This is a genomic window from Paracidovorax konjaci, assembly GCF_900112675.1.
GTDB classification, from domain to species: domain Bacteria; phylum Pseudomonadota; class Gammaproteobacteria; order Burkholderiales; family Burkholderiaceae_C; genus Paracidovorax; species Paracidovorax konjaci.
In genome coordinates this window covers 48,011-64,128 of sequence record NZ_FOMQ01000014.1, presented here as the reverse complement: position 1 = coordinate 64,128, position 16,118 = coordinate 48,011, and the positions used below count along the sequence as shown (strand labels likewise).

At 65.8% G+C, this 16,118-nt stretch carries 28 protein-coding genes and 2 pseudogenes; 25 read left to right on the top strand and 5 right to left on the bottom strand.

All coding sequences use genetic code 11. The annotated features are described in order from the left end of the window. Window positions 1-15: 15 nt before the first annotated feature. The 6 genes from BM144_RS18290 to BM144_RS18265 all read left to right on the top strand — a co-directional run bounded on the left by BM144_RS18290 (window position 16) and on the right by BM144_RS18265 (window position 5,330). Window positions 16-525, top strand: coding sequence for a phage major tail tube protein (locus BM144_RS18290; RefSeq protein ID WP_092955621.1), 510 nt, complete (start codon window positions 16-18; stop codon window positions 523-525). A gap of 97 nt (window positions 526-622) precedes the next feature. Further along, window positions 623-967, top strand: a complete 345-nt coding sequence (locus tag BM144_RS18285) for a phage tail assembly protein (protein WP_092955618.1) — start codon at window positions 623-625, stop codon at window positions 965-967. Between the two features lie 8 nt (window positions 968-975). Continuing rightward, on the top strand, window positions 976-1,107 hold the full coding sequence (locus tag BM144_RS18280) for a GpE family phage tail protein (protein WP_092955615.1): 132 nt from the start codon (window positions 976-978) through the stop codon (window positions 1,105-1,107). Between the two features lie 12 nt (window positions 1,108-1,119). Then, window positions 1,120-3,753: a phage tail tape measure protein gene (locus tag BM144_RS18275; protein WP_092955611.1), complete on the top strand. Its 2,634-nt coding sequence runs from the start codon at window positions 1,120-1,122 to the stop codon at window positions 3,751-3,753. Window positions 3,754-3,777: 24 nt separating this feature from the next. Next, window positions 3,778-4,284 (top strand): phage tail protein, encoded by a 507-nt coding sequence (locus tag BM144_RS18270; protein ID WP_092955608.1) that lies wholly within the window; start codon window positions 3,778-3,780, stop codon window positions 4,282-4,284. Further along, complete coding sequence (locus BM144_RS18265) at window positions 4,281-5,330, top strand: contractile injection system protein, VgrG/Pvc8 family (protein ID WP_092955605.1); 1,050 nt, start codon at window positions 4,281-4,283, stop codon at window positions 5,328-5,330. The genes BM144_RS18270 and BM144_RS18265 overlap by 4 nt, the downstream gene beginning before the upstream one ends. Here BM144_RS18265 and BM144_RS18260 read toward each other — a convergent pair. Continuing rightward, entirely contained in the window at window positions 5,327-5,509 is a 183-nt protein-coding gene (locus BM144_RS18260) for a hypothetical protein (RefSeq protein WP_092955602.1), read from the bottom strand. The genes BM144_RS18265 and BM144_RS18260 overlap by 4 nt on opposite strands. An 84-nt stretch (window positions 5,510-5,593) precedes the next feature. Here BM144_RS18260 and BM144_RS18255 point away from each other — a divergent pair, with 84 nt between their 5' ends. Next, the gene (locus BM144_RS18255; RefSeq protein ID WP_092955599.1) at window positions 5,594-5,770 is read left to right on the top strand and encodes a type II toxin-antitoxin system HicA family toxin; all 177 of its coding nucleotides are present in this window, start codon (window positions 5,594-5,596) and stop codon (window positions 5,768-5,770) included. 94 nt (window positions 5,771-5,864) lie between these two features. Beyond that, window positions 5,865-6,296: a type II toxin-antitoxin system HicB family antitoxin gene (locus tag BM144_RS18250; protein WP_092955596.1), complete on the top strand. Its 432-nt coding sequence runs from the start codon at window positions 5,865-5,867 to the stop codon at window positions 6,294-6,296. A 102-nt stretch (window positions 6,297-6,398) separates the two neighbouring features. Here the strand turns inward: BM144_RS18250 and BM144_RS18245 are convergent, their stop codons facing one another. The 4 genes and pseudogenes from BM144_RS18245 to BM144_RS23530 all read right to left on the bottom strand — a co-directional run. Then, entirely contained in the window at window positions 6,399-6,938 is a 540-nt protein-coding gene (locus BM144_RS18245; RefSeq protein WP_092955593.1) for a hypothetical protein, read from the bottom strand. A gap of 266 nt (window positions 6,939-7,204) precedes the next feature. Continuing rightward, window positions 7,205-7,693, bottom strand: coding sequence for an OB-fold protein (locus BM144_RS18240; RefSeq protein ID WP_175526065.1), 489 nt, complete (start codon window positions 7,691-7,693; stop codon window positions 7,205-7,207). A 51-nt stretch (window positions 7,694-7,744) separates the two neighbouring features. Then, window positions 7,745-8,236: a S24 family peptidase gene (locus BM144_RS18235; RefSeq protein WP_245783724.1), complete on the bottom strand. Its 492-nt coding sequence runs from the start codon at window positions 8,234-8,236 to the stop codon at window positions 7,745-7,747. Window positions 8,237-8,257: 21 nt separating this feature from the next. Further along, window positions 8,258-8,413, bottom strand: a pseudogene (locus BM144_RS23530) (helix-turn-helix domain-containing protein); the annotation flags it as partial. Window positions 8,414-8,525: 112 nt separating this feature from the next. On the opposite strand from BM144_RS23530, the gene BM144_RS18230 reads away from it, so the two are divergent. The 17 genes and pseudogenes from BM144_RS18230 to BM144_RS23525 form a co-directional block, all read left to right on the top strand. Beyond that, window positions 8,526-8,750, top strand: coding sequence for a hypothetical protein (locus BM144_RS18230; protein ID WP_092955582.1), 225 nt, complete (start codon window positions 8,526-8,528; stop codon window positions 8,748-8,750). An 18-nt stretch (window positions 8,751-8,768) separates the two neighbouring features. Continuing rightward, window positions 8,769-8,987, top strand: a complete 219-nt coding sequence (locus BM144_RS18225; protein WP_092955578.1) for a hypothetical protein — start codon at window positions 8,769-8,771, stop codon at window positions 8,985-8,987. Then, the gene (locus tag BM144_RS18220) at window positions 8,987-9,253 is read left to right on the top strand and encodes a hypothetical protein (protein ID WP_139225769.1); all 267 of its coding nucleotides are present in this window, start codon (window positions 8,987-8,989) and stop codon (window positions 9,251-9,253) included. Before BM144_RS18225 ends, BM144_RS18220 begins: the two co-directional genes overlap by 1 nt. A 69-nt stretch (window positions 9,254-9,322) precedes the next feature. Further along, window positions 9,323-9,727, top strand: coding sequence for an Ogr/Delta-like zinc finger protein (locus tag BM144_RS18215; RefSeq protein ID WP_092955572.1), 405 nt, complete (start codon window positions 9,323-9,325; stop codon window positions 9,725-9,727). Window positions 9,728-9,843: 116 nt separating this feature from the next. Further along, a complete protein-coding gene (locus tag BM144_RS18210; RefSeq protein ID WP_092955568.1) occupies window positions 9,844-10,260 on the top strand; it encodes a DUF7673 family protein in 417 nt (138 codons plus the stop codon). Next, the gene (locus BM144_RS23210) at window positions 10,251-10,403 is read left to right on the top strand and encodes a hypothetical protein (protein WP_175526064.1); all 153 of its coding nucleotides are present in this window, start codon (window positions 10,251-10,253) and stop codon (window positions 10,401-10,403) included. Before BM144_RS18210 ends, BM144_RS23210 begins: the two co-directional genes overlap by 10 nt. Then, window positions 10,400-10,672, top strand: coding sequence for a hypothetical protein (locus tag BM144_RS18205; protein WP_092955564.1), 273 nt, complete (start codon window positions 10,400-10,402; stop codon window positions 10,670-10,672). The genes BM144_RS23210 and BM144_RS18205 overlap by 4 nt, the downstream gene beginning before the upstream one ends. Next, window positions 10,669-10,824 carry a hypothetical protein gene (locus tag BM144_RS23205; protein ID WP_175526063.1) on the top strand — a complete coding sequence of 52 codons (156 nt, stop codon included), beginning with the start codon at window positions 10,669-10,671 and terminating at the stop codon, window positions 10,822-10,824. Before BM144_RS18205 ends, BM144_RS23205 begins: the two co-directional genes overlap by 4 nt. Then, window positions 10,821-11,150, top strand: a complete 330-nt coding sequence (locus tag BM144_RS18200) for a hypothetical protein (protein ID WP_092955561.1) — start codon at window positions 10,821-10,823, stop codon at window positions 11,148-11,150. Before BM144_RS23205 ends, BM144_RS18200 begins: the two co-directional genes overlap by 4 nt. A gap of 3 nt (window positions 11,151-11,153) precedes the next feature. Then, window positions 11,154-13,106, top strand: coding sequence for a replication endonuclease (locus tag BM144_RS18195; RefSeq protein WP_092955558.1), 1,953 nt, complete (start codon window positions 11,154-11,156; stop codon window positions 13,104-13,106). After that, window positions 13,106-13,390, top strand: coding sequence for a hypothetical protein (locus BM144_RS18190; protein WP_092955555.1), 285 nt, complete (start codon window positions 13,106-13,108; stop codon window positions 13,388-13,390). Before BM144_RS18195 ends, BM144_RS18190 begins: the two co-directional genes overlap by 1 nt. Further along, entirely contained in the window at window positions 13,387-13,608 is a 222-nt protein-coding gene (locus BM144_RS18185; RefSeq protein WP_092955552.1) for a hypothetical protein, read from the top strand. The genes BM144_RS18190 and BM144_RS18185 overlap by 4 nt, the downstream gene beginning before the upstream one ends. 33 nt (window positions 13,609-13,641) lie before the next feature. Beyond that, window positions 13,642-13,920, top strand: a complete 279-nt coding sequence (locus BM144_RS18180) for a hypothetical protein (RefSeq protein WP_245783717.1) — start codon at window positions 13,642-13,644, stop codon at window positions 13,918-13,920. Window positions 13,921-13,922: 2 nt separating this feature from the next. Beyond that, a complete protein-coding gene (locus tag BM144_RS18175; RefSeq protein ID WP_092955548.1) occupies window positions 13,923-14,150 on the top strand; it encodes a hypothetical protein in 228 nt (75 codons plus the stop codon). Window positions 14,151-14,169: 19 nt separating this feature from the next. Then, complete coding sequence (locus tag BM144_RS18170; protein ID WP_092955545.1) at window positions 14,170-14,886, top strand: DUF4406 domain-containing protein; 717 nt, start codon at window positions 14,170-14,172, stop codon at window positions 14,884-14,886. Then, on the top strand, window positions 14,883-15,536 hold the full coding sequence (locus BM144_RS18165) for a hypothetical protein (RefSeq protein ID WP_092955542.1): 654 nt from the start codon (window positions 14,883-14,885) through the stop codon (window positions 15,534-15,536). The genes BM144_RS18170 and BM144_RS18165 overlap by 4 nt, the downstream gene beginning before the upstream one ends. Next, window positions 15,487-16,092, top strand: a pseudogene (locus BM144_RS23525) (DNA cytosine methyltransferase); the annotation flags it as partial. The gene BM144_RS18165 and the pseudogene BM144_RS23525, both read left to right, overlap by 50 nt. Window positions 16,093-16,118: the final 26 nt, after the last annotated feature.

Here is a 16,118-nt window from a genome sequence, read left to right as displayed (position 1 = left end):
ACCAAGGAAAACGCCATGGGACTGCCCCGCGTCTTGAAGAATTTCGCCGTGTTCGGCGACGGCAACAACTACCGGGGAGAGGTGCCGGAAGTGAAGCTGCCCACCCTCTCGCGCAAGCTGGAGGAATACCGCTCCGGCGGGATGAATGGACCCGTGGGCCTCGACTTCGGCCAAGAGAAGATGGAAGCCGAATTGAAGGCCGCCGGTTGGATCAAGGGCATGGCCGACAAGTGGGGAGCGCGCATGCACGATGCGACCCTGCTGCGCTTCGTCGGCGGCATCCAGGCCGACGACGACGGCGCCGTGATCCCTGTGGAAGTGGTCATGCGTGGCCGTTTGCAGGAAATCGACCCGGGCAACGCCAAGGCCGGCGAAAACACCGAACGCACGTACAAGTTCCACCTGTCCTACTACAAGGAGGTGGTGGACGGCCGCGTGGAAATCGAGATCGACCTCGTGAACATGGTCGAAATCGTCAACGGCGTTGACAACCTCGCCGCCATGCGCGCCGCGCTCGGCATCTGACCCGGACGCCAGTTTTCCAGCAGCGGGTGGGCGGTAAGCGCAACTCACCACGATTCCCGCCCGCTGCGCTTTCTCACCAGCACCACACTGCAACGTCATGACCACCGAAAAGACCACCGCCACTGCAGCGCAGACCGACCAAGCGGCCACGGGCCGACCTACGGTGCCCGTACCACTGCAGACGCCCATCGTGCGCAACGGTCAGACCATCAACACGCTGCACCTCATGCGTCCAAGAACGGGTGATCTGCGTGGTGTGCTCTTGCTGGAACTGGCACATATGAAGGTGGATGCGGTGGCCATGGTGCTGCCGCGCATCGCATGCCCAACCATCATCAAGGCGGAAGTGGAAGCGCTCGACCCCGCCGACCTGATGGCCTGCGCCGTGGAGGTGGCCGCTTTTTTGGCGCCGAAGGCGCTCTTGGAATCCCTGAACGCGTAGAAGCGGCCATGGCCGATGTGGCCATCCTCCTGCACTGGCCGCCGGCAGCCATGGACACCATGCCACTGTCCGAGCTGATGCACTGGCGGCAGCTCGCCGTAGACCGGCACAACGCCATGCACGCGCAGCCCGCCCGATAGGCCCCCCGACCCATGAACCAGAAACTACGCCTCGAAGTCCTGATGGTGGCCATGGACCGGGTGACAGCACCGCTCAAGCGCGTGCTGGGCGGCGCCAACTCCACCGCGCGCAGCGTGAAAGACCTCCGCGACAAGCTCAAGGCGCTGGGCGACCAGCAGGCCGCGGTGGGCAACGTGCAGAAGCACGCGGCTGAATACGCGCGCCTTACAAACCAGCTCAAGATCCACACCGCGGTGCTGGACGGCATGCGCCAGAGCGGCACAGCCACCGCCGCCAACGTCAAGCGCCAGGAAGCCGCCGTGCGGCGGCTGAGCGAAGCCCTGGAGCAACAGCGCACAGCAGCCGGCAAAGCAAGAATGGCGCTCAACGCCATGGGCGTCGGCGGCAGCATCGGCGCGGCGCAGGACCGGCTGCGCGCTGGCATCGAGCAGACCAATGCGGCCCTCGACCGGCAGAAGCAGCGCTTGGCCAGCCTCAACGCAGCGCAGCGCCGGGCCGGCCAGCTAGCAGCCCGCGGCGCTGCCGTCAGCGCCACCGGCGCCGGGATGTTCTACGGCGGCGCGCGCGCGAGCCAGGCCGGCATGGGCGTGATGGGACAGGCGCGCCACGCAGCCACCGAGGAAATGCGCATCAAGGCCCTGGGCCTGGGCGATGAAGAGTCGGGCAAGGCCATCGCGTTCGCGAAAGCTTTCCAGTCTTACGGCACCAGCCGCCTTGACAATCTGGAGCTGATGCGCGACGCGGTAACGGTGTTCAACGACCGCCACCACGCCGAAGAGGCCATGCCCATCTTGGCAAAGATGAAGTTCGCCAACCAAGCAGCCTTCGGCGGCGAGCACGGCGCCGACAACGCCCGCAAGTTCATGGACATGATGAAGGTCATCGAAATGCGCGGCGGGGCGAACAACAAAGAGGACTTCGAGCGCAACGCGAACATGGTGCAGCAGGTCATCACGGCGACGGGTGGCCGCGTCGGCGCGGCGGACTGGATGCACGTCATCCAGCGCGGCAAGCTCGCCGCCAAGGGCTTCGACGAAAAGGAATTCTTCTACCGCCTCGAACCCCTTGTGCAGGAAATGGGCGGCGACGCCGTGGGCACAGGCCTCACCGCGGCGTACCAGAACCTCTACCAGGGCCGCACTACGAAGCGTGCCGCGCAGAACCTGGAGAAATACGGCCTCATAGGCGATTTCTCGAAGGTCAAGCACGACAAGGTGGGCCAGACGTCCCAGCTCAACCCCGGGGCGCTCAAGGGCGCGGACATCTTCCGGCGCAGCCAGTTCGAATGGATGGAAAAGGTGCTCATCCCCGCTCTGCGCGCCAAGGGCGTGGCCGAGGGCCAGGAAACGCTGGACGCGATCGGCAGCATCTTTTCCAACACCAACGGCGGCGCGTTGATGGCCACCATGTACCAGCAGCGCGCCATGGTGCAGAAGGGCTACGAACTCAACTCCAAGGCGGCCAACATCGACCAGCTGCATGGGCTCGCGCAGGACACGCCGGAAGGGAAGGAAATCAACCTCAAGAAGCGGCGCGATGACCTGTACGCGGAAATGTCGAGCGCTGCGCTGCCCATGTATGTGGAGCTGCTGGAAACGGTCACGAAGCTGACGCGCGCCATAGGCGAATTCGCGAGCCGACATCCCGGGCTGACGAAGGCCATGGTGTACACGGTCGGCGGGGCGGCGCTGCTGGCAACCGCTGTCGGCGCCATTGCCATTCCCGTCGGCATCATCATGCTCAAGGGCGCGGCGCTGCGCCTGCTGCTCGCGCGGCTGGGCGTGCAGTTCACCTTCACGGGCGCCGCCGGGGCCATCCTTGGCCGTGTGTGGGGGTGGCTGGGCGTGGTGTTCTCGAAACTGCCCGGCCTCATCGGTGGCGCGTTCTCCATCCTCCGCGCTGGCGCGGGAATGGTGCTAACCGGGTTGCGCCTGCTCGCCGGGTTCTTCGTCGCCAATCCGATCGTGGCGGGAGTCCTGGCCATCGCCACGGCGGCGTTCCTCATCTGGCAGAACTGGGACATGGTGAAGGGGTGGCTGCTCGCGATCTGGGACCGCCTGTCCGCAGGCGTGTCCGCATGGTGGGCGGAAACCTCAGCGGGAGCCGCAGCGCTGTGGGCCGACCTCTTGACCCTGAAAGATCGCTTCGTCACTGCTGGCGCCGATCTGATGGATGGGCTTGCCAGCGGCATCACCAGCAGGTTGGCGGCTGTGCGCGATGCCATCAGCACCGTAGCCGGAGACTGCATCGACTGGTTCAAAGAGCGGCTGGGCATCCACAGCCCGAGCCGCGTTTTCCTGGAGCTGGGAACCTACGTCGGCGAGGGCGCAGCACTCGGCATCGAGCAAGGCTCCGCCAAGGTGCGCGCCGCGGCGCTCGGCATCGCTGCCGCCGCAGTGGTGCCCATGTCCATGCCAGCGGCAGCGGCTGGGCCGGCCATAGCGCCGTACGCCGCAGCACGTCCTGCCGGCATGGCAGCGCCGGCAGGGGGCGGCGTGGCGGCTCGCAGCACCATCGAAGTCACGATCAACGCGGCCCCGGGCATGGACCCGCAGGCCATCGCCCGCGCCGTGTCGGCAGAGCTGGACCGGCGCGAGCGCGACGCCGCCAGCCGGCGCTACAGCCGCATGGACGACATCGACTGACCCCACTACGAAAGGACGCGGCACATGCTCGCAGCACTCGGGCAATTCGTCTTCGCCCTCGACACCATCGCCTTCCAGGAGCTGCGCCGCAGCACCTCCTGGCGGCACCCCAGCAACAGCCGTGTGGGCGCCATGCCGGCGCGCCAGTACATCGGGCCAGGCGATGACACCATCACGCTCACCGGCCTGCAGGCGCCGGAATTTATGGGCGACCGCCGCGCCCTCGACCGCCTGCGCGAAATGGCCGACCGCGGCGCGGCCTACGCGCTGGTCAACGGCGCGGGCCAGCCCTTCGGCTGCTGGGTCATCGAAAGCCTGGAGGAAACCGGCAGCATCTTCGTGCGCGAGGGCGTCGCGCGCCGCGTCGAATTCAGCATCCAACTCGCACGCGTGGAAGACGAACTGGCCGACCCGGCGGGCGGCACCGATGGCGGCGAGGACTGGGGCGATTGGTGGGAAGGCGACGAGTGGGATTGGTGGGCCGACAGCGAAGGCCCCGAAGCCGGTGGACAGGAGCGAGACGCACCATGAACGAAAGCACCGCCGTCTACCGCCAGGTGCGGTACACCCTCATCGTCAACGGAAAGGACGTGTCCCAGGCCGTGCGGCCCCGCCTCAAGCGCCTGCGCCTGCGCGAGAGCCGCGGCGAGAAAGCCGACCAGCTGGACATCGAGCTGGACGACTCCCGCGGCGATCTGGCATTGCCACCCGTGGGCGCCGTCATCGCCATCCAGCTCGGCTACGCGCACACCGGCATGGTGGACAAGGGCACCTTCACCGTGGATGAGATCGAGCACAGCGGCGCGCCGGACTCCGTTTCTCTTCGTTGCCGCTCCGCCGAGCTGCGCAGCACATTGCGCCAGCGGGCCAGCCAGTCGTGGCACGGCGCGACGCTCGGCACCATCGTGCGAGACATCGCCGCGAGGAACAATCTCACCGCCAAGGTGGACGAGGCGCTGGCCGCCATCGTCGTGCAGCACATCGACCAGACCAACGAATCGGACGTGCATTTCCTTACGCGCCTCGGCCGCCAACACGACGCCGTGGCTACGGTGAAGAAGGGACGGCTGGTGTTCCTCCCCCTGGGCAGCTCCAACAACGCCGCAGGAAAGGAAATCGAGGCCGTCACCATCACCCGCAGCAAGGGCGACCGCCACCGATACCACAGCGCGGCGCGCGACAGCTACACGGGCGTGCGCGCCTACTGGCATGACGCGGGCAGCGCCAGCAAGCGCGCCGCGATCGCGGGCGAGGAGGGCAACATGAAGACGCTCCGCGACAGCTACGCCACCGAGGCCGACGCTCTGGCCGCTGCGCGCGCAGAGCAAGGCCGCATCCAGCGCGGCGGGGCCACCTTCGAGCTGCAGCTGGCGATAGGCCAGCCCGCGCTGGCCCCGCAGACGCCCGTCTACGTGGAGGGCTGGAAAGAAGAAATCGACGGCACCGATTGGCTATGCAAGACCGTCGAGCACTTCATCGAGGGTGAAGGCCTGGCCACGCGGCTGGAGATGGAGCGCCGCGGCGGGGTGCCCAAGAGGCGCGCGCACGTGCTGCGAAAGCGCCGGCTCCATGGCTAGAAAAAATGCATGTGAGCCTGCTGCCACCAGCGCGGCTCCATCGTTTGCGTCGGGTACCCATCGGCGATGGCCTGCTCGCATTCGCACTTGGCCACCAAAGTCTTGATCTCGGAGAGATCGCTTAGATCGATCTCGGCGCTTGGCAGGAGTCCTACCCTGGCCGGAACAGGGGTCTTCATGGAACAGCGAGTTCATAAACAAAAATGATTGCATCATAGGCAAAAATGTGTATAATTCGCCTATCGCAACAACTTGGGGGGTAGATGAAGATCAGTGAGTTCAAACGATGGTTAGAAGCGCAGGGCGTAAAGGTCACAAACGGCACCAAGCACTGGAAGCTATACAAAGATGGCAAACGATCAACATTGCCAAGGCACCCATCGCAAGAGCTGAAGGAAGGCACCCGGAAAGCCATCCTGACGCAACTGGGAATGGAATAAGCAGGTGGCCCGAAGGGGCTACCTGCATCCCAGTGACACACTGAGTTCAACGACCTCCAGTCGAAGAATTTCGACTATTTAAAGAAACTTCACTATGAAATATCCAGCCCAGTTTGAAATGCAGGACGATGGCGGATACACCATCACCTTCCGAGATATACCTGAGGCAATCAGTCAAGCAGATTCAATTGCAGATGCGCGGGTGGCAGCGCTCGATGCACTGGTTACCGCGCTTGAATTCTATTTTGAAGATCAAAGGACTGTTCCATCTCCAAGCGCAGCAAAGGATGGCGAGCATTTAATTGCCTTGCCTCCATCTCTGTGCGCCAAAGTTGAACTACTTGCGTTAATGCACGAGCGCAGAGTCAGACCGGCCGACTTGGCTCGAAGGATGCACGTCAAACCGCAGGAAGTAACGCGCCTCATGGACTTGCGGCACGCAACCAAAATCGACACTATCGGTGCAGCTTTTTCGGCTCTAGGCAGCGAGTTGGTTATTGAAGTACGAGAGCCGGCGTTCGCTTAATACCGCCATTAAGGACCAAAATCAAAATTTGGCCCCGTGCTAAGTACCTCCTGGCCTTCTCATGTCGGTTAGTGGCCAACGAAAAATTAGGCAACCCGTGCATTAGAAGAAGTGCATGTGAGCCTGCTGCCACCAGCGCGGCTCCTTCGTGTGGTTCGGGTGGCCGTCCGCTACAGCCTGTTCCCACTCGCACTTCTGCACCAGCGTCTTAAGGTTCGGCGGCTCGCTCAGATCAATCTCGGCGCGGACGCGTTCCCACACGCTGATCTGCTTTTCATCGAGGGCATTGATGGACAGGCTGCATATGTCGCCTGTGAGTCGGTTGGCGCGCTCCGCGATTTCCTTATGGCACTGGCGCTTGTCGCTGTAGCCAAAAACCAGCGCAAACAAGCCGACTAGCGAGATTCCGCCACCGATCCAGGGCAGATACTCGCCCAGCGTCTTTCCAAGTACGGCAACGCCGCCCGTCACGGCCGCAACCTGCGTGAGCTTATCGGCCATGTCGAAGAACTTCTGACGTTTGCGGTGGTAGCGGTAGGTGATGCGCGCCCAGTTCAACAGCTCCCAGCGGCACGCCCAGATGCGATCCCAAACGGCTTCGCTCGGATCGCAGCCCTTCGGTTCTACAGAAGTGGTGTTCATAGAACTGAGTATGGGCGGCCGTCAGCAAATCGCAGCCAGCGCTAAATCTGCGAACAGCCTCCACATTCACTTGTTACGACTGGGAGCGGGCGGCGGGGGGGGCGCGCCGATGTTCCGTGTCACATATTCACCGGAGTCCTTTATCTCCCTATGCCGGGTGGGTGGTGGCGGTGGTGGCGGTGGTGGTGGCGGCGGCGGTGGTGTTTTCTTGTGATCTTTGCTCATGACTATGAAGCCCTCTCGTCGTGGTTGAAAAATCCAGGTCGTCAAAGCAGAGCGCAAGCGCCGGCCATGGGCGTTTTCGCCACATCGCCCTTGCCGGTACAAACCATCGATACCTTCGCGCCCTTGGTCACCTTTGCCAGCTCGGCGCCGGCCGCCTCATCGAATGAAAAATGCGGCTGAGTGAATGGGTTGCCGCTGGAACGCAGCACCAAATACGGATTGCCGAACATGTCGGTATTGATGTCGCTTACCGTGCCCGACACCTTGAACTTCTTGCCCTTGAAGCGCTGGTCCGCCGCCACGGTGTTGCCCTCATAGGCCGCCACGATTTCACTGGCGGTCACGGTCGGCAGGCTGGCCACCTCTTGGCGCGCCTGCTCGGCTTGGGCCTGGGCTTTCGATGCCTTCTGCTGCTCTCGCGCCGCCTGATCGGCCGCCTTCTGCTCAGGTGATTTCGTCGCTTCGATGATCCCGCCCAGCACCACTAGGCCGACGAACAGCAGGCCAATCCATTTCAAGAGCTTTTTCACGGTACTTCCCTCCACTATCTGCGCTGCGCGCTGTTGAAAAACTTGTAGTTGTCAGAACCGACGCCCATTCCACCCGAACACCACCCGACCGCAGATCCGCACGGGCTGCGATCCATCGAGCACTTCCACGGTGCGAACGTTCGGGTTGTCGCTGGTGATTTCGTGCCGCCCATCCAGCAGCCGAGAAACGCGCTTGATGTATAGCTGCCCGTTGGCCTGCAGCACGTACACACCGCTCACGTCCGCCACCGTGTAGTCCGTGTCAACGATAGCGAAATCGCCGGACCGCAGCGTATCGCCCATGGAATCGCCGTAGGCATGCACCAGCTGCAGCGCCTCGGGACGGCTGCGCGGAAGATTCACTGACAGCCAGTGGCGCGAGACGGGCACGCGGCCGAGGATGACGTCTTCAGGCGTGAAGTCGGTGCCAGGGCCCATGCTGCCGGTGGCGCTGAGCAGCGGCAGTGAAATGGCGTCTTCGTCGCTCGCAGGCGGTGGCGTGGGCCCTGTCAGCGAGCGTGAACCCGTGAACAGGTAGGACACGTCTACCCCGGCGTCCGCGACCCGCAACAGGTAGTCGGACGACGGCGAGCGATCCCCCTTTTCGTATGTGTGCTGCGCCAACTTCTTCACCCCCCCGGCCTCTGCCAAAGCCGCCTGAGACAGGCCGATGCGTTCGCGCTCTTCTCTCAGTCGTGCCGAAAAATTATTCGATTGCATAACAAGTCGCTTGACAGGTATGCGTATGCATACAACAATGCGGCGCAAGTCATCCAAACATTACGCCGTCTAACAAGATGGTACACGCGCCACTTATGGCAGGAGCACGCCCATGGCCTACGACAACCCGGAGCACCGTCGAAACATCCGCCACACCGTGCGCTTTAAGGCGGCTGACGACGCGCTGATTTCCGTGCTGGCCGATCGCCTGGGCATGCAGAAAGCCACGCTCATCGAGAGCATGGCCATTCGTAAGGCCGAAGAAGAGCTGCAGGCCTTGTGCACGGCGCCGAACACGGCCCAGCGCAGCAACGCGTCCATTTCCGCAAACCGCTGACCGCGAAAGCCATGCGCAATGCGGACGAAAGAACGAACGGTGGAAGTGTCCGCCGAGCTGCAAGAGCGGCTGGAAGTGCTGCGGCAGGCCCACGGCTTGCCGAGCACCACGGCAGTGCTGGAGCGGCTCATTAGCGCCGCCATCGACGACACCGTTTATCGGATGACGGGCATCCGGCCAGGCCCAAAACTGGCCATCGACAACACGCAGGCGCCAGGGCGCGAAGGGAGCCAATGATGGCCACAGGACAGAGTTTTCAGGCCCTCGTGGCCGCCAACCGCCGCGCGGGCAACCTGGAGCCGCCGGCCGCGCAAGAGCAGCGCAAAACCATGATCCTCGCGGGTATGCGCCTGTCTCAGGCAGAGATGGATGAGGCCCGGGCGATGGCCGCAGCCGACGAACGGCCCACCGCCAATTTCCTGCGACGCGTCTATCTGATGGGCCTCGCCGTCTACCGAGCAGAGCACCAGCCGGCCGGCGAATCGGCAACGGTGCAGCAGTAGCGCGCCGCAAATAGCAGCTCCAGAGCCGCTCAAAAGCGCCAAGAGAACACACCGGGGGTACGGGTCGTGATGAACACAGAAGCCAACGCCGCGCACGATGCGCGTGCCGCGCGCCAGCGCACCAGCCATCAGGGCCGAAAGCTGAAAAACGAAGGCACCCGCATGGCGTGCCCCCACTGCGATGCGCAGGCAGAAATCCGCACCAGCCGGGTGGTCAGCAAGACGATGCGCGAACTGATCTACGCGTGCACGAATGTCGAGTGCGGCCACACCTTCGTCGCCGCCACCGAAGTGCTGCGCACCCTGAGCCCGAGCGCCACGCCAGATCCAGCCGTCAACATCCCGCTGTCCTCGCATGTGAACCGCGAAATGGTGCGCATCGTCCTCGATCACGCCGCCGAATCGGCCCATCAGCCGCAATACACCGCGCCCACCACAGGCGACCTCTTCGCCGGGCCCCGCGGCACGTCGTAGCGCGCCGCCCCTGAGCCGCTGAATAGCAGCGGCCACCCAACCCTGTTCCCCTCCCCGACAGAGCCTGTTTTCAGGCGCTGCGGACTTTCTCACGCCCAAAAACCGGAAGGACGGCCATGACTGCACCCACCGCGACCGAAAAGACAGCCCGCACCCTCGGCGACCCCATCGAGGCGCTGGTGCATTTCTTCATCCTGGCCACGACGGAAAGCCACAGCGGGGCACGCGTGGCAGCACGCCTGCTGCTCGGCCTCTACAACGGCGACCGATTCGAATTCGACCTCACCGACCTGCGCCTGTTGGACGCGTCGAACCTGCGGCGTGCCCTGGCCTTGCTGGAGTTCGACGCGCGGGCACAGATGGAGGTGCATGCGTGGCTGAACCACATCTACAGCCGTTCGGACTTCGGGATGCGCTTCGAGCATATGGCGCACAAATGGGACCTGAAGGGCAAGTGCCGCCGGGCGGCCCTGGACAAGGTGCCGACCGTGCGGTTCGGCGGCTATCTGGTGGAGGCGACGCCGTGCGCCTGATCGCCTACCGCGTCTTCCTCGTTTCCTTCGTGCTGGGCAACGCTGGCATGGCGGCCAACGCCGAGCCGTTGATGTGGCTGGCCGCAGCGCTGGGCCTCATTGCTCTTGGGGCCCTTGTCACCTCGATGTGGGGTGTCGCGTGAGCACCGCCGCATGTCGCCCCATCCGCCACGCACTGCCGGCCGCCAACGGCCAGCCGCTGCGGCTCACCAACGGCGAAGCCTTCGCCCTGCGCGCGCTGTGCCTCGCAGCCGAAGACCCTGAAATCTCCGAGCGCCTGGACTGCATCGCCGCCGCCGTGGCGCGCGAATGGGCCGGGCACGCCACCGCCAGCGAAATGGCCGAACTCGCGGGCGTGTGGCCCAGGCTGCTGGAGTTCATCGAATCGAGCGGCTGGAGGCTGCCCGCATGAGCGTGTACGCAATGACCTACCGCACGCCTGCGGGCCTGCGCATGCAGCCAGTGCAGGCGCAGGACATGGCCGCCGCATGGGAGCGGGCATTTGACCTGTGCCAGCAGCTCGACGTGCGCGGCTTCGGCCTTCGTCGCCTGGGTGGTGCATGAGCGACCAGCCCCAGCCCGAGCCGAGCAGCACCGTGAAGGATGACGAATTGGACCGCCTCATGTCGCTGCGCGACGAGTTCGTTTCGCTCGCCACCCGAGGCCGGTTCAACGATTCGGCTTCCCGCGAATGGCGTCGCCTGCCGATGAACTGGCGCATGGCGCTGCTGCTGATTGCCGGCATCGGACAGGACCACGACAACCTTGGCGACCTCGCCGAACGCGATTGGCTCGAAATGCCGCCGCCCGAGCGCGACGAGCTGCGCGGCGTCGTGCGCTCCGCGAAGAAGCATTTGGGCGCCCTCGTCGCCCTGGCGGCGAAGGTCTAGGCCATGGCCCGCATCCTGCGCAAGCTACCCAATGCCAGCCTGGCGGATTGGGAGAAAAACAAGCCCACCCTGTACGCCGCGGGGTGCCACATGGAACGGGTCATCAAGTGCGCGCCCGCCAGCTGGCAGGCGGCGGTCCGCTCCCGCTTCGCGCCGCAGTCGACACCCACCGCGCCGCAGTCGCCGGAAGAGTATCTGGCCAGCCCGCCGGATTGGGCGGTGGCGTGGGACTTGATGCAGTCCATCGCCGATTTCGAAGACGCCTACGGCGCCGCCTCGCTCTGGAATCTGCCGGACGCCGACATATGCGCCATGGCCAAGAAGCTGGCCGCCGAAGCCGAAGAACTCGACGCCCTGGCCATCGGCCGCGGCGACGATCTCGCGGCCCGCGTTGACTCCATCCGCATGCTGGTGCGCTGCGCCGGCATCACCGAAGACAAGCCCATTCAGGGACTGCCCGCCATCCTGCGCGCGCAGGATGCCGCGTGGTGGCGCCGCCGGCTGCGCGTGCACGTCGCGCGCGTCGTGGAAGCTGGCGCCGTGGGCCTGGGCCTCGTGCACAAGGCCGCAGGCGGCTACATCAGCGGCGACGGCCTGCTGCGCCGGGAAGCGCAGATCAAGCGCAACGCCGAAGCCCTCGGCCGCACGCTCTATCGCAATGAGGCCGGCCAGGTCTACACGCTGCGCGACCTCGCAGAGCTGGGAACCGCAAACCCGATCATCCGCGGCGGCGAGCTGATGACGCGCATCCGCGGCGCCGAGGAATATGCGGACTCGCGCGGCCATGTCGGCCTGTTCGTCACGCTCACATTGCCCAGCCGGTACCACGCCATGAAGCTGGGCAGCGGCGGTCGGCCGTTCCCCAACCGCAACCACGACGGCAGCACGCCGCGCGACGGCCAGCTGTGGCTGCGCGACATGTGGGGCAAGACCCGCGCTGCCCTGGCCCGCCGCGGCGTGCGCATGTACGGCCTGCGCGTCGCAGAGCCGCACCACGACGCCACGCCCCACTGGCATGCCCTCATTTGGGCCGAAGACGAGGCCGGCGCGCAGGCGATCGAGGAACGCATTCGCCACTACTGGCTGAGCGACGACGGCGGCGAACGCGGCGCGGTGGCCAACCGCGTCAACATCAAGCGCATGACGGCCGGCGGCGCGGCCGGCTACGTCGCCAAGTACATCGCCAAGAGCGTCGGCCACCTCGCCCTCGCCGAGCACCGCGACGTGGTGGACGGTCAGCAGATCAGCCTGGACTTCGGCGCGGACAGCAAGCCCGGAAAGCCCGACGTGAAGGAAACCGGCGTGGGCTTCCGCCGCGTGGACGCATGGGCGGCCACCTGGGGCATCCGCCAGTTCCAGACCATCGGCATGCCCAGCATAACGGTGTGGCGCGAGCTGCGCCGCGTCACCCCCGACCAACTGGAACTGTTCGCGCGCGAAGGCGACCGGGCCACCGTCCGCGCCTTCCACGCATGCCACCGCCGCGGAAACATTCGGGCGGACTGGCGCATCTTCATGGAATCGATGGGTGGCCACGCACTGCGCCGCGACCGCTGGCACCTGCGCACCGCGCACCGCACCGCAGAGGATGGCCAGGTCAACAAATACGCCGAGCCCGTCACCGTGGGCCGCATCGTCGGCCTCAAGGCCCAGCAGGGCCGCATGTGCGGCCGGTGGCTGATGTCCCGCCGCATCGTGTGGTCCCCGGTTCTCGGCGAGGACACGTCCGAGCACGCGGCCGATGCAGCCCAGCCGGCGCGCGTGGAGGCCCCCGCCCGCGCGGCTCTGCCGCGCGCTTGGACTGGTTTCAATAACTGTACGGCCCGCATCACGCACGAGCTTCCCCGGGCCGCTTTCGGCCGCGGCGACCACGAAATGAGCGATTGGGCGACCCCCGAAGTCGTCCAGCAGTTCCGGGCCATGCGCGCCGCGCCCGCCTTCGGAAGGTGGGACTGATGAAAAAACAGGCATTCACACGCACCACCGCCAGCCAGGCGCGCCGCGGCATGGGCGCGGAGGGCCAAAAGCTCACGTCGCTGCGCTCGATGGTGCTCCAGGCCGCCCGCCGCCGCTGCGACGACATGGGCGACGGGCCCGAAGCCCGCGCCGCCATGAAGGCCGACGTGATGGCCACACCGCCCGACCTGCTCGCCGACCTGCTCACCGCCCTCACCACCTTGCGCTACACGCGCGCAGACCTCTTCCCGACCACCACCACCGAAAGGAGCGCCACCCCATGAACGCCACCCGCACCGACCCGCGCGTGCATTGCTTCCAGCGCCGCGCAGCCGGCGACTACGTGCCGGCGAGCGGCACCACGCCCAACCACCTCCGCGCCGTCTTCGAAGCCGAACGCCAACGCCTGGCCGAAGCCGCGAAGCCCGCGCGCCGCCGCCGCCGGGCCGACCCGGCACCGGCCGCCAACCCTCAACAGGCCCAGCTGCAGCTGGTCGCCTGACCTACCACCCTCCCACCACCCGAGAGAGAAACCGTGAACCAGAACCCGACCAGCCGCTACGTGGAGAAGTACCACGCCAAGCCCATGCCGGTGCCGCCGGCACCGCAACCCGTCCCGCACGTCCAGGCCCTGCACAGCTACCGCGTGCACCTCGTGCCCGGGTCCGTGCATCCCGATGACGTGGAAGACCTCGCGGACGAAGGCCTGCTGCCGACGATCCGCGTGAAGGCCGCCAACGCCGAGCAGGCACAGCACCGGGCGCACCTTGTCAGCGGCAAAGCCGTGCTGCGCGCCGACCGCGTGGAGGCCTGAGCATGGCCATCAAGAGCAAGCCCGCCGCCCTGGGCCATCCAGTGGGCGCCGAGAAATGGGCACAGATCCGCGCCGCGGAGCGCGTGAGCTACAGCGGCCCCTACGGCGTCGCGCAGCCGCCGCAAATGTCATGGAAAACGGACGGCATCTACACGTGCCCGGAGCTGCGCCACCGCAGCCGGGACGACAACCACCCCAGCCTGATTTCGGGCCGCCGGGTGTACCGCTGACCAACAGGAGGAACACGCCATGCGTATCTACGTCGCCGGCCCGATGACGGGCATCCCGCAGCTGAACTTCCCCGCCTTCCACGCGGCCGCCGCCACCCTGCGCGCCGAAGGCCACCACGTCGAGAACCCCGCCGAAATCAACGCAGACCCTGCGGCGCAGTGGTTGGACTGCATGCGCATGGACATCGCCCGCTTGGTCACGTGCGATGCCGTCTACATGCTGCCCGGCTGGCAGAGCTCGCGCGGGGCCCTTGTGGAACACACGCTGGCCACCGGCCTGGGTCTGCAAGTGATGCACGCCCGGCAACCGCAGGACCGGGCCCGCCGTCGCACGGTGGTCCGGTGCGATTGCCGGATTCACGGCGAAGTGCCTGTGCCAGGGTGGACGCTGGCATGCGGCGCCGTGCTCCATCGCTCGGTGCTTCCCGGGAAGAAGTTCCGTCGGTTCTGCGACGACGATTGGACCGTCACCGACGCTGTATGCGGTGCGAGGATGGCATCCGGCAGCAGCATGGCCCAAGCCATGCACGCATATCGCACGCGCGTGCAGTCGTACGGCGATGCGTGGAATCAGGTCTTGTCGGACCGCCGGAAAAAATTCATCGAAGACAAGGCGAAGGCCCAGCGGCCGGCGAACAGGCGGGAGCCGAAGCGCAAACGCCCACCCGTGGTCGCGCTCATCCCGGACCGGCAACACGCCGCCGCCCGCGAGCTGCTGAAAGGCGGTGCGGCATGACTACGCCAGGAACCACCACCCCGGCCCTGGCCGCACAGCGCGACGCCCTGCTGCAAGTCGCAATCGACTTCATCGGCACGCTGACGGGAATGACGCCGCCTCCCATCGAGACAGCGCCGCCGGAAGTGTTCGCGCCATTCCACTCGTTCGTGGACCGCGTGCAGGCCATCGTTGCGGTGCCGGCAGATCCGCAGCACTGGGCCCAGAACATCCTGGCGGTGGATCTGAGCGCTTTCGAGAAAGCGCGGTTCGGTGTCTTCAACCCCGATGGCCGGTTCGAGGAAATTCCGGAAGGCGTAAGCCCATGCGGCTGGGCAGAGTCGCACCCGTGCGGCCACACCGCGCGATGGGTCGGCGGCCCGCGCGATTTGGAGCTGCTGCGAGCCGCGCTCGCCTCCGCTGGCCATGGTCGCATGCAACTGATGCCCGATGACGGCCCTGGGTGGAAGTCGCATGCCGAGGCGATGGAGCGCGAGCGGTACTTCTACCGCCAGCGCATGCAGACCATGCAAGAGCACCAGGACGGTGATGTCTGGTACGGGCAGGACGACGGCGAAGACCATCTGGAGTCGATGGTGAACAGCCTGCCGGTGGTCATCCGTGCGGACCAACTGCGCGCACTGCTCGCCGCCTCGGGAAAGGTGGCGTGATGTGGCTCTACATTCCATCGAACTCTGTGCCGGCGTCGGCATGCTCGGAGAAGGCGTCCGCGCCGGATTCGAGCTACTCGGCATCGAGCACCGCACCGTTTGCTACGTGGAGCGGGAAGCTCCTGCAGCCGCGCAGCTTGCCCGCCTTATGGAGGCGGGAGCCCTTGATTCGGCGCCTATCTGGTCTGACCTGCTCACCTTCGACGGCGCAGCGTGGCGCGGATGCGTGGATTTCCTCGTTGCGGGCTTCCCGTGCCAGGACATCAGCATCGCCGGCCGCCGCGCCGGCCTGGATGGCAAGCGCTCCGGGCTCTTCTTCGACATCCTCGACATCGCCGACTCTTGCGACGCGTCAGGCCTCTTTCTGGAGAACGTCAGCGCCATCGCTACTGCCACCGCCACCGCTGTGGACGAAGCCGAAGGAACGCTCGAAGAGCGCGCCGCCGCCCGCGTCGTGGGAGAACTGGCCGACCGCGGGTGGAACGCGGAATGGATCACTCTTTCCGCGTCCGACGTGGGCGCCAGCCACGGGCGCGCACGTTGGTTCTGCCTCGCGTGGCGCATGGCCGACACCTGCCGCAT

What these genes read in the sequence shown, in the direction of transcription:
- BM144_RS18285 (WP_092955618.1), top strand. Translation starts at nt 623, where the DNA reads ATGACCACCGAAAAGACCACCGCCACTGCAGCGCAGACCGACCAAGCG.
- BM144_RS18215 (WP_092955572.1), top strand. Translation starts at nt 9,323, where the DNA reads ATGAACACAGAAGCCAACGCCGCGCACGATGCGCGTGCCGCGCGCCAG.
- BM144_RS18175 (WP_092955548.1), top strand. Translation starts at nt 13,923, where the DNA reads ATGGCCATCAAGAGCAAGCCCGCCGCCCTGGGCCATCCAGTGGGCGCC.
- BM144_RS18255 (WP_092955599.1), top strand. Translation starts at nt 5,594, where the DNA reads ATGAAGATCAGTGAGTTCAAACGATGGTTAGAAGCGCAGGGCGTAAAG.
- BM144_RS18270 (WP_092955608.1), top strand. Translation starts at nt 3,778, where the DNA reads ATGCTCGCAGCACTCGGGCAATTCGTCTTCGCCCTCGACACCATCGCC.
- BM144_RS18185 (WP_092955552.1), top strand. Translation starts at nt 13,387, where the DNA reads ATGAACGCCACCCGCACCGACCCGCGCGTGCATTGCTTCCAGCGCCGC.
- BM144_RS18170 (WP_092955545.1), top strand. Translation starts at nt 14,170, where the DNA reads ATGCGTATCTACGTCGCCGGCCCGATGACGGGCATCCCGCAGCTGAAC.
- BM144_RS18200 (WP_092955561.1), top strand. Translation starts at nt 10,821, where the DNA reads ATGAGCGACCAGCCCCAGCCCGAGCCGAGCAGCACCGTGAAGGATGAC.
- BM144_RS18290 (WP_092955621.1), top strand. Translation starts at nt 16, where the DNA reads ATGGGACTGCCCCGCGTCTTGAAGAATTTCGCCGTGTTCGGCGACGGC.
- BM144_RS18275 (WP_092955611.1), top strand. Translation starts at nt 1,120, where the DNA reads ATGAACCAGAAACTACGCCTCGAAGTCCTGATGGTGGCCATGGACCGG.
- BM144_RS18250 (WP_092955596.1), top strand. Translation starts at nt 5,865, where the DNA reads ATGAAATATCCAGCCCAGTTTGAAATGCAGGACGATGGCGGATACACC.
- BM144_RS23205 (WP_175526063.1), top strand. Translation starts at nt 10,669, where the DNA reads ATGAGCGTGTACGCAATGACCTACCGCACGCCTGCGGGCCTGCGCATG.
- BM144_RS18280 (WP_092955615.1), top strand. Translation starts at nt 976, where the DNA reads ATGGCCGATGTGGCCATCCTCCTGCACTGGCCGCCGGCAGCCATGGAC.
- BM144_RS18220 (WP_139225769.1), top strand. Translation starts at nt 8,987, where the DNA reads ATGGCCACAGGACAGAGTTTTCAGGCCCTCGTGGCCGCCAACCGCCGC.
- BM144_RS18210 (WP_092955568.1), top strand. Translation starts at nt 9,844, where the DNA reads ATGACTGCACCCACCGCGACCGAAAAGACAGCCCGCACCCTCGGCGAC.
- BM144_RS18260 (WP_092955602.1), bottom strand. Translation starts at nt 5,509, where the DNA reads ATGAAGACCCCTGTTCCGGCCAGGGTAGGACTCCTGCCAAGCGCCGAG.
- BM144_RS18195 (WP_092955558.1), top strand. Translation starts at nt 11,154, where the DNA reads ATGGCCCGCATCCTGCGCAAGCTACCCAATGCCAGCCTGGCGGATTGG.
- BM144_RS18245 (WP_092955593.1), bottom strand. Translation starts at nt 6,938, where the DNA reads ATGAACACCACTTCTGTAGAACCGAAGGGCTGCGATCCGAGCGAAGCC.
- BM144_RS18190 (WP_092955555.1), top strand. Translation starts at nt 13,106, where the DNA reads ATGAAAAAACAGGCATTCACACGCACCACCGCCAGCCAGGCGCGCCGC.
- BM144_RS18265 (WP_092955605.1), top strand. Translation starts at nt 4,281, where the DNA reads ATGAACGAAAGCACCGCCGTCTACCGCCAGGTGCGGTACACCCTCATC.
- BM144_RS18230 (WP_092955582.1), top strand. Translation starts at nt 8,526, where the DNA reads ATGGCCTACGACAACCCGGAGCACCGTCGAAACATCCGCCACACCGTG.
- BM144_RS18165 (WP_092955542.1), top strand. Translation starts at nt 14,883, where the DNA reads ATGACTACGCCAGGAACCACCACCCCGGCCCTGGCCGCACAGCGCGAC.
- BM144_RS18225 (WP_092955578.1), top strand. Translation starts at nt 8,769, where the DNA reads ATGCGGACGAAAGAACGAACGGTGGAAGTGTCCGCCGAGCTGCAAGAG.